The 14960-nt window shown below is 35.7% G+C and carries 10 protein-coding genes; all 10 read left to right on the forward strand.

Annotated features, from left to right (window positions below):
• Positions 1–19: 19 nt before the first annotated feature.
• The gene (locus ACHRVX_RS14300; protein WP_395333327.1) at positions 20–1951 is read left to right on the forward strand and encodes an arylsulfatase; all 1932 of its coding nucleotides are present in this window, start codon (positions 20–22) and stop codon (positions 1949–1951) included.
• A 74-nt stretch (positions 1952–2025) separates the two neighbouring features.
• Positions 2026–2292 (forward strand): hypothetical protein, encoded by a 267-nt coding sequence (locus tag ACHRVX_RS14305; protein WP_395333329.1) that lies wholly within the window; start codon positions 2026–2028, stop codon positions 2290–2292.
• A gap of 3 nt (positions 2293–2295) precedes the next feature.
• Positions 2296–2577: a DUF1254 domain-containing protein gene (locus ACHRVX_RS14310; RefSeq protein WP_395334097.1), complete on the forward strand. Its 282-nt coding sequence runs from the start codon at positions 2296–2298 to the stop codon at positions 2575–2577.
• A gap of 707 nt (positions 2578–3284) precedes the next feature.
• On the forward strand, positions 3285–3878 hold the full coding sequence (locus ACHRVX_RS14315) for a DUF1214 domain-containing protein (protein ID WP_395333331.1): 594 nt from the start codon (positions 3285–3287) through the stop codon (positions 3876–3878).
• Positions 3879–4147: 269 nt separating this feature from the next.
• Positions 4148–5218 (forward strand): sterol desaturase family protein, encoded by a 1071-nt coding sequence (locus ACHRVX_RS14320; RefSeq protein ID WP_395333333.1) that lies wholly within the window; start codon positions 4148–4150, stop codon positions 5216–5218.
• Between the two features lie 74 nt (positions 5219–5292).
• A complete protein-coding gene (locus ACHRVX_RS14325; protein ID WP_395333335.1) occupies positions 5293–6006 on the forward strand; it encodes a rhodanese-like domain-containing protein in 714 nt (237 codons plus the stop codon).
• 276 nt (positions 6007–6282) lie between these two features.
• Positions 6283–7899 carry a sulfatase-like hydrolase/transferase gene (locus tag ACHRVX_RS14330; RefSeq protein WP_395333337.1) on the forward strand — a complete coding sequence of 539 codons (1617 nt, stop codon included), beginning with the start codon at positions 6283–6285 and terminating at the stop codon, positions 7897–7899.
• A gap of 299 nt (positions 7900–8198) precedes the next feature.
• Complete coding sequence (locus ACHRVX_RS14335; RefSeq protein WP_395333339.1) at positions 8199–9461, forward strand: YeiH family protein; 1263 nt, start codon at positions 8199–8201, stop codon at positions 9459–9461.
• Positions 9462–9912: 451 nt separating this feature from the next.
• Positions 9913–11553 carry an arylsulfatase gene (locus ACHRVX_RS14340; protein WP_395333342.1) on the forward strand — a complete coding sequence of 547 codons (1641 nt, stop codon included), beginning with the start codon at positions 9913–9915 and terminating at the stop codon, positions 11551–11553.
• 392 nt (positions 11554–11945) lie between these two features.
• Positions 11946–14954: a SusC/RagA family TonB-linked outer membrane protein gene (locus ACHRVX_RS14345; RefSeq protein WP_395333345.1), complete on the forward strand. Its 3009-nt coding sequence runs from the start codon at positions 11946–11948 to the stop codon at positions 14952–14954.
• Positions 14955–14960 lie beyond the last annotated feature (6 nt).

The raw sequence follows: 14960 nt of genomic DNA on the forward strand, positions 1-14960 counted from the left end.
CAACCAAAAAATTAGAATTATGAAAAATTATCCATTTAATATAACAATCAAAAGTCCTAAAAAAGGGCTTTTGATTACTGCGTTGCTTGTCGCGCAATTGGGTTTTGCACAAAATAATCCAAATGCTGATTTTAAAGGTGTTATTGGCAAAACCCTGGCCGACTCTAAAGAATATTGGCCAGATCCTGTAAAAGCACCAAAAGGTGCACCCAATGTAATCTGGATTTTATTGGATGATGTCGGGTTTGGAGCTTCAAGTGCCTTTGGAGGATTGATCCAGACACCTACTTTTGACGAATTAGCCAATAACGGTTTACGTTATACCAACTTTCATACAACCGCAATTTGTGCTCCTACCCGTGCGGCAATTTTAACCGGAAGAAATTCAGGAAGAGTGCACGTCAGCGGATTTTCACATACTATTTTATCAGCAGGTTTTCCGGGTTGGGATGGTAAAATTCCATCAGATAAAGGAACTATTGCCGAGATTTTGCGTGATAATGGATACAACACTTTTGCCGTTGGTAAATATGGAGTAACTCCGGATGAAGACGCTACAGATGCTGGTCCGTTTGACAGATGGCCAACCGGAAAAGGATTTGACCATTTCTACGGATTCTTAGGTTCGCAAACAGATCAGTACAATCCTGATTTAGTCGAAGATCAGGTTCATATTACACCAGACGGTCGTCATTTAAGTGAACTTATTACTGATAAAGCAATTAGTTTTATTGCGAAACAACAAAAGGCCGCACCGGGAAAACCGTTTTTTTTATACTACGCACCGGGAGCTGCTCATGCACCGCATCAGGTTGCTACAAAATGGAGCGATCCCTATAAAGGAAAATTCGACAAAGGTTGGGACGCCTATCGTGAAGAAGTTATTGCCAACCAAAAGAAATTGGGTGTAATTCCGGCAAATGCAGTATTACCGGAACGAAATCCGTTAATTACCGACTGGAAAAAACTCACTCCGGATCAAAAGAAAGTGTACGCAAGATTCATGGAAGTGTATGCAGGATTTTTGACGTATACTGATTATGAAATTGGAAGGGTTGTTAATTATCTTAAAGAAACCAATCAATTAGAAAATACCGTAATTTTTGTTGCCATTGGTGATAATGGCGCCAGTAAAGAAGGAACTACAGAAGGAACAATCAACCAGAGTTTGTTTTCTCAGGGAAAATCTGATGAAGAGAATCTTCAGACGAATGTAGCGAACATTGACCAGATTGGAACTGCAAAAGGTTTGAATACCAACTATCCTTTAGGATGGGCTCAGGCAACAAATGTGCCTTTTAAAAACTGGAAACAAGATGCACAATCTGAAGGAGGAACACATAATCCGTTGATTGTTTACTATCCAAAAGGAATCAAGGAAAAAGGCGGAATAAGAAACCAGTACAGCCATGTAACAGATTTATTGCCTACAACACTGGATATTGCAGGAATTAAAGCACCGGAATATATCAAAAATGTGAAACAGGATATTATTCAGGGATCTTCATTATATGCTTCATTAAATGATGCTAAAGCCGAATCATTACACAAAGTTCAATACTATTACATTTTTGGGAACAGAGCGATTTATAAAGACGGATGGAAAGCCGGAGCAGCGCATTTACCGGATTCATTTGCCGTAAAAAAATCGTTAAGCAAAAATGAAAAACCTGTAGAAAGCAACTTTGATACTGATGTTTGGGAATTATACAACCTGAACGAAGATTTTAATGAACGCAATAATCTGGCTAAAAAATACCCTGAAAAATTAGCCGAACTTCAAAAACTGTTTGATGAACAAGCCAAAGAAAATAACGTTTATCCACTAATTGACTGGCAGGATGTTTACAACAGAAGAATTCACAATACAGGTGCAGACAAAGGTAAATCGCTTCAGGAATTAATTAAACAGGTAACAAAACCCGGAGATGCAAAAGGAAGTACTAATTAATAAATAACAATTATTCAGGGCTATTTAATCTTCTGCGAAAGCAAATGAATAGCTCTGATTAAAACCAATATCATATGGCGACAACAAAACCCATTTTGAAAAGAGGATTCTTTGCCTTGATTCTTGTAGTAATTGCAGTAAGTTTTTACTACTTAACCATATGGATTACTCCGTATTATGTGCAAAAAAAGTTTGCCGAAAAAAGTTTGGGCGAGATCAATACACCAAGATTTGGAGACCAGCCCAATGCTGAAAACAGCAGGGTGATTCCGTTACCAAATCCTGACTTTTTATATTCAACGATTAATTATGATTTGAACGATAATGTATTGAAAATCTAAGGAATTGTTCCGGATTCGACTTATTGGTCAATATCTGCGTATCAGGAAAACACGACTAATTTTTTTGTTGAAAATGAAGAAAAGGTAAAAGCAAAATTCGAATATTATTTAGCTCCTGAAGGAAGTAAAGCTGAAGTTTTGAAAAATATTCCGAAAGAAAAAATCATTTACAGCCCAACGGCAAAAGGTTTGATTTTGTTTCGTTACCTGGTTTCAAAAGCATATCCGGTAAAAACATTGGCAGAATTGCAACATGGAGTTACGGTAGAAAAGTTAGGGAAGTAAAATCATTACGCCGGAATCTTTCTTTAAGAAGTTCCGGAGGAACAAAATATATTGTAGGGATGGATTTTAATCCATCATTCGCGATCGTGACCACAATTTTTGTCATTTCGAAGAATGAGAAATCTCATAAGAAACTCGACAATGATTGGTAAAATTCTATGCGGAGTTTATAGTGTGATCTTACTTCGTCAGGATGACAAAAAATACGCATAAGCTTTGTCATGAATTCAACACATATTTCTACCCACATAATCTCTACAAGATATTTTTAAGAATATTGTTAGAAATACAAAGTAATACTCCGTTAGGAGTTAAATATTGGTAGAAAATAAAAAAAGTAGGAGAGGAATTTTCCCGTAGGGACTAAACAAATAATCCTGGACAAAGATTGATACAATTCTGGAAGGAGTTTCTAGTGTGATCCTTCCTGCGTCAGGATGACAAAAATACGTATAAGCTTTGTCATGATACGCAGATGACACGGATTTGCTTTGCAAAGACGCGGATTTAGACGGATTTTTTATTTAATTCCAAAAAACGTCATTGATAGCAACGAGGGATATCCGTGAATAAATCGACAAAGATTGACCTAGCCCCGATAGAAGTGTAAATCCTTTTGTGGCGGGGTTCGCCACGAAAGATTGTAACGGATAGCGGGATTAGCTCCTGAAAAAAACAAAAACATTCAACATTAAAATAAAATAAAAATGGCTTTAAATCAAAAAATAAAAAATATAGGACTTGGTGTAGCATTGATCATCCTGGCTACTATATTTGGAAGTGCCGTTGGGGTTTACAACATTCAATCAGGAAAAAGCAGTTCGCAACGAATAATAGGCAATTGGTCAACGGTTGATAAAGACAAAGATCTTAGTACAGCTGATCTGCTGACAATAGCACAAGTAGCAGTTTACGGTCCTTATGCCTTAACAAAAAAAGAAGTAATCTATTTGAGCACAAGTACAGACAGCGACGGCAACGCATTAGATCCCAAATCAGCATATGTAATTAACGGAAAAAAGCTTGACGCTAAATATTGGAGCATTACAGCCTATGACGAAAATGGTTTTTTAATTAAAAATCCGATCAACAAATACAGCTATAATCTTGAAGATGTAAAATATGAAGCCGATAGTACTTCTTATAAAATCAACTTATCAGGAGTTGAGAAAAAGGAAAACTGGTTACCGGTAAATGATGTTAAAAAAGTAACTTTAATCATTCGTTTGTATTTACCATCACAGAAACTTCGTGACAATTTAACGGTGGAAACACTTCCAACAATTCAAAAAGTAAAATAATCAGTACAAATTATAACAAATTATGAAGAATTAATTAAATAAAACTCTACTAAATCCATAGAATTAGAAGTTTATTTTATTTATTTTTACATTTTTCAAAACGTACTGATTTTCAATACAGTTATAAACATAAAATTAGAAATCATGAAAAGAGTAGACTATGAAATCATAGGAAAAAAAATCGTCGTGGGAGCGATCGTTTTTTTAATTCCTCTGGCTATTTTGGCGGGAGGTTTAGCATTAATTAGTAATTTTTTAAAATAAAAATCATGGCAGCAACAGATCACAATTCAAAAAGTAAACTAACACGAGATTTAAGCATCAGCTTATTAATATATTCACTTCCGGTAGTGGCCATTTTTCTTTATTTTAAATTGACCAATGGTTTAATAACGGAATCACATATCTCATTACCATCATTTTTAGCATTTGCACAACCTGCATTTCAACACATCCGCACTTGGGGATTAATTGTTTTTATGCTCGTTTTAGGAGCGATTGAATTTGCTGCAGGTTTATACGATGACGAATGGACTGGCGAAGAACGCAAAATAGATATTGTTTGTTTCCTGGCTCCAAAATTGCTTTTACCGCCTGTAATTGCTTTTTTCAGTTTAACGGCTTTACCTTACTTAATTCCTCATTTGGCAAACTCACTTTCATGGGTTCCATTTTGGGGAGGATTTTTCCTTATTGCAATTGCCGATGATTTAACCCAATATTGGTATCACCGTTTGCACCATCAGGTTCCGTTTTTATGGCGTTTTCACAGAACACATCACTCGGCGCCGTATATGGGAATGGCGATGGCTTCAAGACAAAATTTTATCTATACGGTTTTATTTTCTCAAATATACTTAACTGCAACTTTAACTTATTTAGGTTTAGGTTTACCGGCTTTGTTTGTTTTGGTCATCAAAAGTGTCATCACATTAGGAGCACATTCCAGTATTGCATGGGACAAACCATTTTACAAATACAAAGTTTTACATCCTTTTGCGTGGGTTTTAGAAAGATTAATCTCTACTCCTGCTACGCATCATGCACATCACGCAGATACCAGCGGTGATGGAGTTGGACATTTTAAAGGCAACTTCGGAAACATGTTTTTTATCTGGGATATCATTTTCGGAACGGGTTTAATCACCCGTAAATTCCCAAAATCATACGGAATGAAATCGTACAAACAAGAAGAATGGTACGCTCAATTTTTATGGCCAATATTCAAATCTAAAAAAGAAGGAAGCGCATTAGCCGAAGGTGTATTAGCAGTTCCGTTAAAACAAAAGGCAGAAAATCTATCTCCAAGCCCGGTTTATTACGAGCAGGCACAATCATAAAAAGTAAAAAATAACGTAACGCAGTGTATTCAAACACAACTTGAATACACTGTTGTTTTATAAAAAAATAAATAATGCAAAATAAAATACTTAAAAACAGTATTACAACATTCCTGCTGCTCTTTACTATTTTAGGTTTTTCGCAGGAAAAAAGCGCAAATGTTTTACTGGATGCCTTTTATTCGAAAATTAAAAGCCAAAAAAATCCACAGATAATTGATGCCAGGGGTCCGGATGAATTTGCCTTAAATCATATTGAAGGTGCAGTAAACTTTAATCTGAAATCAGAGAATTATGAAAAAGCTGTTTCGGCTTTAAATACGTCGCAACCCGTATTTATTTATTCCATTGCCGCTTACAGAAGCGGATTATTAGCAAACGATTTACTTAAAAAAGGATTCTCTGAAGTTTATATTCTTGAAGGCGGAATCGCAGCCTGGATTGGTGGAGGAAAACCTTTTTACAGCAACCTCAAAAGTAAATTAACGATTGCTGAATACAAAAAAATTATTGCTGATAATGAATATGTGTTGGTTGACATTGGCTCAAAATATTGTGCGACCTGTAAAACAGTTAAACCAATTTTAGAAGATCTTAGAACTCAATACGGCGAAAAACTAAAAATTGTTCAAATTGAATTAGAAGAAAGCCCGCAAGTAATCGCTGACTTAAAAACAGTAAAGGTTTTCCCAACTTTAATTTTATATCAAAAAGGGAAAATTGTTTTCAAAAAAGACGGTTTAGGTGATTTGAAAAATGACGTTGATGTGGTGTTGGCTGCCAGATAAATACAATCATTTTCATTTTACCAAGGAGAAATCGCACTAGAAATTCCATAAAGAATGTCGACGAACTTTGTCGAGCAGCGAGTGTGATTTCTCCTTCGTCGAAATGACAAACATGAGCATAAATCTTTGTCAAAGTTTTCAAAATAAAAATCATGATTTATTCACATAGAACTAGGAGTTTTATTTAAAGTGAAACGTCTTTTTTTAAAGACTACAAAAATCTATGTTTCTATGTGTTAAAAAAAACGTCCCAAAAAGCATCAAAAAACAAAAACTATGGCATTATCCAAAGCAAAAAAAATTATTTTACCAATAGTTGGGATACTTTTTTTACTGGCAGTATTCTTTTTCTGGCCTATCAATACAGATGGTACTTTAATAAAACCTGACTTCAAATTATTAGCCGGAAAGGCGGTATTTCTCGCTGAAAAAGTTCCAACAGACACCGTTTTCAAAAAACCGAATATCATTATTCTTCTTGCCGATGATTTAGGGAAATATGACATTTCGTTATACGGAGGAAAATCGACACCAACGCCACAAATAGATTCCCTTGCAGCTTCGGGCGTAACGTTTCAGGATGGTTATGTATCGGCTTCGATTTGTTCACCATCTCGTGCGGGAATATTAACCGGTCGTTATCAGGAACGTTTCGGACATGAATTTCAACCGGGAGACCGATATCCAAAAAACAATTTGGAGTATTACGGTTTCAAGTATTTAATTAATACAAATGGCTGGAGACTGAACCCAAAAATCAATTATCCTAACGAAGCCTCTATCGCTACACAGGGTTTACCGCAATCTGAAATTACATTTGCAGATCTTGCAAAAAGAGAAGGTTACAGCACAGGAATTATAGGAAAATGGCATTTGGGACATAACAAAGGATTTTTTCCTTTGGATCGTGGTTTTGATTATCATTACGGATTTTATCAGGCATTTTCGCTTTACACCCCGGAAGACGATAATCCGGATATTATCAACCATCATCACAAAGATTTTACTGATAAAATGATTTGGGGAAATGGTCGCGTTGGCATTGGACAAATTCGTCGTGACACCACTATCATACATAATAAAGCCTATTTAACCGAAACATTTGCTGACGAAGCAGAAGCTTTTATCGATAAAAACAAAACCAAACCTTTTTTACTTTATGTTCCTTTTAATGCGCCACACACGCCTTTTCAGGTGCGTAAAAAATATTACGACCGTTTCCCGAATGTAAAAGACGAAAACAAACGCGTTTATTTTGCTATGATCAGCGCGTTAGACGATGCCGTGGGAAGAATCAGAGCTAAAATCAAAAAAGAAGGTCTTGAAGAGAATACGTTAATCATTTTTGCAAGCGATAACGGCGGTGCAGATTATACTTTTGCAACTACAAATGCACCGCTAAAAGCCGGGAAATTTTCTCATTTTGAAGGTGGCGTAAATGTTCCGTTTGCTTTGTCATGGAAAGGAAAAATTAAACCGCACACGATTTATAAAACTCCCGTAAGTACGCTGGATATTTTTAGCACAATTGCTGCTGCAATTCATTCTGATTTGCCCAAAGACAGGGTTTATGACGGTGTAGATTTGGTTAGTACAGTTAACCAAAATAGAGAAGCGCACAAAATCTTGTACTGGCGTTCCGGAGATGCAAAAGCGATTAGAAGCGGTGATTGGAAATTGATCATCAGCGGAAAAACGCATCAGGAATGGCTTTATAACTTAGCAACCGATAAATCTGAAACTACAGATCTGGCTCAAAAAAATCCGGCAAAAGTAAAAGAATTACATATTGCATTACAAAACTGGGAAAAAGGATTAATAAAACCTTTATGGCCAAATTTAACGCATTATGAATTTGACTTTGGCAAACAAAAATATTTTGTGGATTTGTAACGTAAAATACAAACCCGACAGATTTTAAAAACCTGTCGGGTTTAATTCAGAAGAATATTTGAAAAAATGAATTGCCTCCAGCTTTAGCTGGAGGTATAAATGTTAATTAGAAATTGGCTTTAGCCAAAATTGTCATTTGGCTAAAGCTAATTTTATGATTTTTTTTTTCCAGCCAAAGCTGGAGGCAATTCAAGACTAAAACTTTATAAATTTTCTCCATTAGTAAATATAAAATCATTCTAACAGTCCCGAAGCCTCAGGATAAAAACCTATTAGGAAAATAAAATAATAAACATACAATGTCAGCCCAAACAAACCAATTCAACATTCATGAAGACTGGACCGTCGTAATTCTCGGTTTTATAATCATCGGAATTTCCCTTTTTATTTTCCTTCCCGAAGTTCCCGTTTTCAAATGGTCCAACGGAACCGAATTATTTCAAGATGTCTTCGATTTCGGAAATTTAAAGATGATTGCATTACAATTTTTATATCTCATTTCCATTGGAACATTAGGTGCTTTTTTAATTGGTAAATCGGTAAAGTATTTTTTATTGGGGTTTCCCATCGTTTATATTCTAACCGTTATTGCTTTAATCATAGCAGGAAATACTGAAATAAAAGGGCTAAATCTTGAAGCTGTAATTTTCAGTTTGATAATTGGTTTAGCGATTGGGAATTTGTTCCAGCTTCCGGATTGGTTTCGATCAGCACTTTCAACAGAAGTATTTGTAAAAATTGGATTGGTATTATTGGGAACCAGCGTCATTTTTTCAGACATTTTAAAAGCAGGTTCATTAGGATTAATTCAGGCTTTAGTCGTCGTATTATCAGTTTGGTATTTTGCTTTCTGGCTGTGTAAAAAACTAAAAGTCGACGACGAATTGACGATGATGATTTCCAGTGCCGTTTCTATTTGTGGCGTTTCTGCTGCAATTGCCACTTCCGGAGCCATCAAAGGCGATTCTAAAAAATTATCCTATGTGATTTCGATTGTTTTGGTAACCGCAATTCCCATGATGATTTTCATGCCAATGATGGCGAAATATTTCAATTTTCCGGAAGAAGTTACCGGCGCATGGCTTGGCGGAAGTATTGATACATCCGGCGCTGTTGTCGCTTCGGGTTCTTTGGTTGGTGAAACCGCTTTAAAAATCAGTACTATTGTAAAATTCTCTCAAAATGTATTACTCGGAATCGCTGCTTTTGCCATATCGGTTTATTGGACGTATACCCACAATAAATCGGCGCAAGCTGTGGAATCAAAACCAACATTGAGCATTATCTGGGAACGTTTCCCAAAATTCGTTATTGGCTTTATTGTTGCTTCATTGCTATTTTCTTTTGTGCTTTCGCCCGAAGTTAGAGACGGCGTAAAAGACAGCTTGAAAAATTTACAAGGTATTTGGTTTGCGCTTGCTTTTACCAGTATTGGTCTGGAAACCCACTTTAAAGATTTACTGGGTAATAATAACCGAAAACCTTTATATGCTTTTTTAATCGCACAATTATTCAATGTGATTGTCACGTTGATTATTGCTTTTTTTCTGTTTGGGAAATAATTAAACTTAAGCGCATAATTTTTTTTAACACATAGTCCCGATAGCTATCGGGACATAGTTTTTAGTAGTTTTTAAAAAAGTCGTTTCACTCAAACTAAAATACATAGCAAACAGCAAAAAATAACCATAATTATTGTCATCCTGATTTGTATAATAAAAACAAATCTTTTTGATAAGGGATTTGATTTATTTCTCGCAGATTTTGCAGATTGAGCAGATTTTATTTTGACAATCATTGTCATCCTGAGCGAAGTCAAACACAAAAGTAACTCGACAAAGATTTGTCATTTCGATCGAAGAGAGAAATGACAATAGAAACCCGACAACGATTGTCAGCATTTCTTTGTAGAGTTTCTAGTGCGATCTCTGGTTCCTCGTCATGACAAAAATGCACATACAACTTTGACAAAGTTAAACCCCATAATTTCGACAAATTAAAATATCAATTAAAATGAAAAAAACACTTATTACAATCCACCTTTTATTCGCTTTTAGCTTTTCAATTCATTCCCAAAACCAAACAAAACCCAATATTATATTGATTATGGTAGATGATATGGGCTATTCTGATTTAGGGAATTACGGTTCCGAAATTAAAACACCCAATCTGGATAAATTAGCGAGTGAAGGTTTGCGTTTGCGCGAATTTTACAATAATTCGATTTGCGCGCCAACCCGAGGATCATTGTTAACCGGACAATATCAGCACAAAGCCGGAATGGGATTTTTTGATGTCAATTTAGGTTTACCGGCTTATCAGGGATATTTAAACAAGGAATCTTTGACATTAGGGGAAGTTTTCCGTTCTGGCGGTTACAGTACTTTACTTTCCGGAAAATGGCACGTAGGCTCTGAAGATCAGGCGCAATGGCCGAATCAGAGAGGTTTTGATAAATTTTATGGAATCTTAAAAGGAGCGTCAAACTATTTTGATACTAAACCTTTGCCTTTTGGGAAAACGCCTTATCCCGTAAAATTGATTCGCAATAATGAAGAATTGCATCCAAAAGATGATTCGTATTATTTTACAGATGAAATTGGAAATAATGCTGTGACTTTTTTAGACGAACAAAATAAGGAAAACAAACCGTTCTTTTTGTATTTGGCGTTTACGGCTCCGCACTGGCCGTTGCAGGCAAAACCGGTTGATATTGCCAAATACAGAGGTAAATTTGATGAAGGCTGGGATATTTTAAGAGAAAGAAGAATTGAGAAATTAAAAGCAAACGGAATTTTAACTGCCACTCAAACTATTTCTGCCAGAGATCCTGAAGTTCCGGAATGGAGCAAATTATCCTATGACGAGAAACAATTCTGGAAAGCTAAAATGGAAGTTTATGCCGCAATGGTGGATAATATGGACCAGAATGTAGGTAAAGTCCTGGAGAAACTAAAAGCTTTAAAGAAGGATAAAAACACGCTGATTATTTTTATTTCAGACAATGGTGCGCAAGGCGGTTTCAATACTTATAATCCGCTAGGACGTGGTTTGGTTCGAAATGACGGACCTGTTGGAACTTCGGGATCATTTGATTATCAGGAACAAAACTGGGCTTATTTATCGAATACTCCGCTCCTGCAATATAAAAATAATATGCACGAAGGCGGTTTCAGTTCTCCATTTATTGCCTGGTTTCCATCAAAAATAAAAGCAGGCAGAATCGATAAAGGAACGGGACATATTATTGACCTTGCTCCTACTTTTTATGAACTTGCAGGCATTGAATATCCAAAGGAATATAATGGTGTAAAATCAAATCCGTTAGCAGGGAAAAGTTTATTACCGGTTTTATTCGATAATGTTTCTGAAGTCAACAGAGGCGCACCATTATTCTGGGAAAGAGCTGGAAACAGAGCCGTAAGGGATGGGAAATGGAAATTAGTTTCAATTTATCCTTCTTATGAATGGGAACTTTATAATATAGACACTGATCGTGGCGAAACAACCAATGTCGCACAGCAAAATCCGGGAATTGTCAATAAACTTTCGGCTTCTTATTTTGATTGGGCAGACCAAACCGGAGTTGTCGAATACAGTAAATTCAAATTAAAACCAGAAACAATGCCCGGAGGAGCTGCTTTAAAAAAATAAGAGAAAATCTATTGTAGAAATCTCTTAAGATGATAATTACTTTTTTGATATTTTAAGTAATTATAAACCAGAAAAGCGATTGTTTTTTAAACAGTCGCTTTTCGATTTTCAAATAAAAAAAACATTACATCATATTTAAACAAATCAAACAAACACTAGACAAACCCTTGATAATTCTGTTAAATCATCAATTTAAAACCATCAATAAGGTAAAATCGATTACATTATAGATAATAAATAATATTCATTTTTATAAATCCATCTATTTTTTGGTTCAAATGTTACAAATATTACAAAAGCATCTTCTATTGTGAGATATAATGTTAAAAAGAAACGTTTCTTTAACATATTTTTAAGACATTTGAGAAAACTAATCCAAAACTTATTTAAAAATGAAAATTAATCTAAAGCTTTTTTTGTGGCTTTTATTGGTATTAATAGTGCAAATAGCCCACGCACAAGAAGGATCTATTTCTGGTAAGGTAACTGATGCAAAAGGGGTTCCTATTCCCGGAGTGAATATTGTGGTAAAAGGAACAAAAGTAAGTACACAAACTGACTTTGACGGAAATTATAAAATAAAAGCAAATAAGGGAGATACCTTTATCGTAAGCTATGTAAGCTTTGCAACTATTCAGGTTCCGGCTTCAAACGCTACGACAATTCAATTATTTGAAACCCAAAACGAACTTGAAGCGGTTTTAGTTGTAGGTTACGGAACGCAAATCAAGAAAAACTCAACAGACAATATTGCCCGTGTAACTGCAAAGGATATTCAGCAAATTCCCGTTTCGAACCTGCAAAATGCTTTAGTAGGTAAATTAGCCGGTGTACAAATCACACAAACAAATGGTAAAGTCGAAGGAGGAATCAATATCAGAGTTCGTGGTGCTGCGAGTATCAGTGCAGGATCACAGCCCTTATATGTATTAGATGGAATCCCGTTAATTAATGATAATGAATCAAGTAACGGAGCTCCAACCAATCCGTTATTGACATTGAGCACAAGCGAAATCGAATCTATAGATGTATTAAAAGATGCCTCTTCGGCGGCTATTTATGGTGCGCGTGGTGCAAACGGAGTGGTAATTATCACAACTAAAAAAGGAAAAGACGGAAAAGGAACCTTCACTATCAATTTATCGCAAGGTGTCAGCGAAGCTACTCATAATAAAAAATGGCTGAATGCTAAACAATATGTTGCGTTATTGCAGGAAGCCGGAACTAACGTTGACGATCTGGAATCTGTAGAAGACGAATTAGAATTTTTATCTCAGGGAACAGATTGGAGAAATGGTGCAGTAAATACGGACTGGCAAAAAGAAGCCATAAAAACTGGTTACACAACAGATGCTGATTTTTCGGTTTCAGGTGGAGATGATAAAACGAAATACTTTTTCTCAGGATCTTACAATAAAACAATCGGGATTGTAGACAGCAATAGTTTAGAAAGGTTAACTGCGAGAAGCAACTTGTCACACAAAGTCTCTGAACGTTTTACTGCCGGAATGAATATTGGTTTTTCAAGATCAGCAATTGACAGGGTTCAGGATGATAACTCTTTTACAACGCCATTGCAAGCTGTTGCACAAGCTCCAATTTCGCAAGCAAGATTAGAAGACGGAACAGCAAATCCTAATACAGAATATGCCAATTATCTTTTAGCAAAAGACAATTCTTTCTGGAAAACAATTATGAGAAGAATAACCGGAAAAGTATTTGGCGAGCTTAAGGTTTTAAAGTCTTTAAAATTCAACTCTGATTTTTCATACGACCTTTTAAGCCAGACAGAAGATTACTGGCAAGGAAAAAATGCACCTTTTATGGCAACTGACGGGGCTGTTTTTGCAACGAATGTAAATACTGAAAATTATGTTTTTAGTAACTACTTTACTTTCGATAAAACATTTGCCGAAAAACATGCTTTTAATGCTGTTGCAGGTATGGAATTCAATAAATATAACAGAAGATATCAGGATGTTAACAGTATTTATTTCCCTAACGACAATTTCCAGACTGTCGATGGCGGAGCCGAAGTAAATGAAGGACACGGAAGTCAGACTGATTACGCATTTGTTTCTCAATTTGGGAGATTAAATTATAGTTATGATGGCAAATATCTTTTTAAAGCGAGCATTCGTCGTGACGGATCTTCTCGTTTTGGAAAAAATAACAGATTCGGGGTTTTCCCTGCTTTTTCTGCCGGTTGGGTTATTTCTCAGGAAAATTTCCTGAAAGACAATCCTGTTTTATCGTATTTAAAATTAAAAGGAAGCTGGGGTAAATTAGGAAATGCCGAAATTGGAAACTTTGCTTCACGCCAATTGTACCAGACAAATCCGTATAACTTAAAATCGGGATTGACGTTTTCCCAACCAGGAAACGACGATCTTACATGGGAAAAATCAACTCAGACTGATTTTGGTGTTGAAGTTGGTTTCTTAAATAAAATTACACTTGAAGTTGATTATTATCAAAAAGATACTGACGGATTACTTTTTGATGTACCGCTTCCTAAAAGTGCAGGCGCTGGAACTGACGGGACAATCAGCAAGAATATTGGCCAAATCAGAAGCAGTGGTTTTGAGTTTACTTTAAACACAAAAAACATTGAAACAGAAGATTTTAAATGGAATACAAGTTTCAATTTAACTACGAACGAATCTAAAGTAAAATCACTGCCTAACAATAATACAGATATTATATCTGACTTTACTATTAATAGAGTGGGACAAAATATTTCTTCCTTTTATTTAGTTCAATATGCAGGAGTTGACTCAGAAAACGGAGATGCACTTTTTGTAAAAAACACGGTAAATGCTGACGGAACTCTTGACAAAAGAACAACAAATGATTACAGCGAGGCAAAAAGGGTGATTACCGGAAATCCTTTCCCTACTTTAATGTCCGGTTTAACCAATACCATTATCTATAAAGGAATCGATTTTACCTTTACATTTCAGGGAGAATGGGGCGCCAGTATTTATAATTCGGCAGGATTATACCAATCAACCGCAGCAGATTATTTTGACAATCAAACAGCAGACCAGTTAAATCGCTGGCAAAAACCGGGTGATATTACAAATGTTCCTCAGGCAAGATTTGGCGGTTCAAACGGAACACAAAATTCAACTCGTTATTTAGATAAATCAGATTTTGTTCGTTTAAGAAATATAACATTAGGATATTCTTTGCCTAAACAAACGGTAAGCGATATGGGAATGAGTAGTTTAAGAGTTTATATTACAGCTGTAAACTTACTTACTTTTACCAATTATGAAGGAACTGATCCCGAAGCAAGAAGAGATGACAGCAGCAGAACCAGCCCAAGAGCGGGAGAAGATTTCTACTCAGCTCCGCCAGCGAGAACAATTGCTATGGGAGTAAATATTAATTTTTAAAACGAA

Source organism: Flavobacterium sp. FlaQc-47, assembly GCF_044006475.1.
Taxonomy (GTDB): Bacteria; Bacteroidota; Bacteroidia; order Flavobacteriales; family Flavobacteriaceae; genus Flavobacterium.

What these genes read in the sequence shown, in the direction of transcription:
- ACHRVX_RS14300 (WP_395333327.1), top strand. Translation starts at nt 20, where the DNA reads ATGAAAAATTATCCATTTAATATAACAATCAAAAGTCCTAAAAAAGGG.
- ACHRVX_RS14305 (WP_395333329.1), top strand. Translation starts at nt 2,026, where the DNA reads ATGGCGACAACAAAACCCATTTTGAAAAGAGGATTCTTTGCCTTGATT.
- ACHRVX_RS14315 (WP_395333331.1), top strand. Translation starts at nt 3,285, where the DNA reads ATGGCTTTAAATCAAAAAATAAAAAATATAGGACTTGGTGTAGCATTG.
- ACHRVX_RS14320 (WP_395333333.1), top strand. Translation starts at nt 4,148, where the DNA reads ATGGCAGCAACAGATCACAATTCAAAAAGTAAACTAACACGAGATTTA.
- ACHRVX_RS14325 (WP_395333335.1), top strand. Translation starts at nt 5,293, where the DNA reads ATGCAAAATAAAATACTTAAAAACAGTATTACAACATTCCTGCTGCTC.
- ACHRVX_RS14330 (WP_395333337.1), top strand. Translation starts at nt 6,283, where the DNA reads ATGGCATTATCCAAAGCAAAAAAAATTATTTTACCAATAGTTGGGATA.
- ACHRVX_RS14335 (WP_395333339.1), top strand. Translation starts at nt 8,199, where the DNA reads ATGTCAGCCCAAACAAACCAATTCAACATTCATGAAGACTGGACCGTC.
- ACHRVX_RS14340 (WP_395333342.1), top strand. Translation starts at nt 9,913, where the DNA reads ATGAAAAAAACACTTATTACAATCCACCTTTTATTCGCTTTTAGCTTT.
- ACHRVX_RS14345 (WP_395333345.1), top strand. Translation starts at nt 11,946, where the DNA reads ATGAAAATTAATCTAAAGCTTTTTTTGTGGCTTTTATTGGTATTAATA.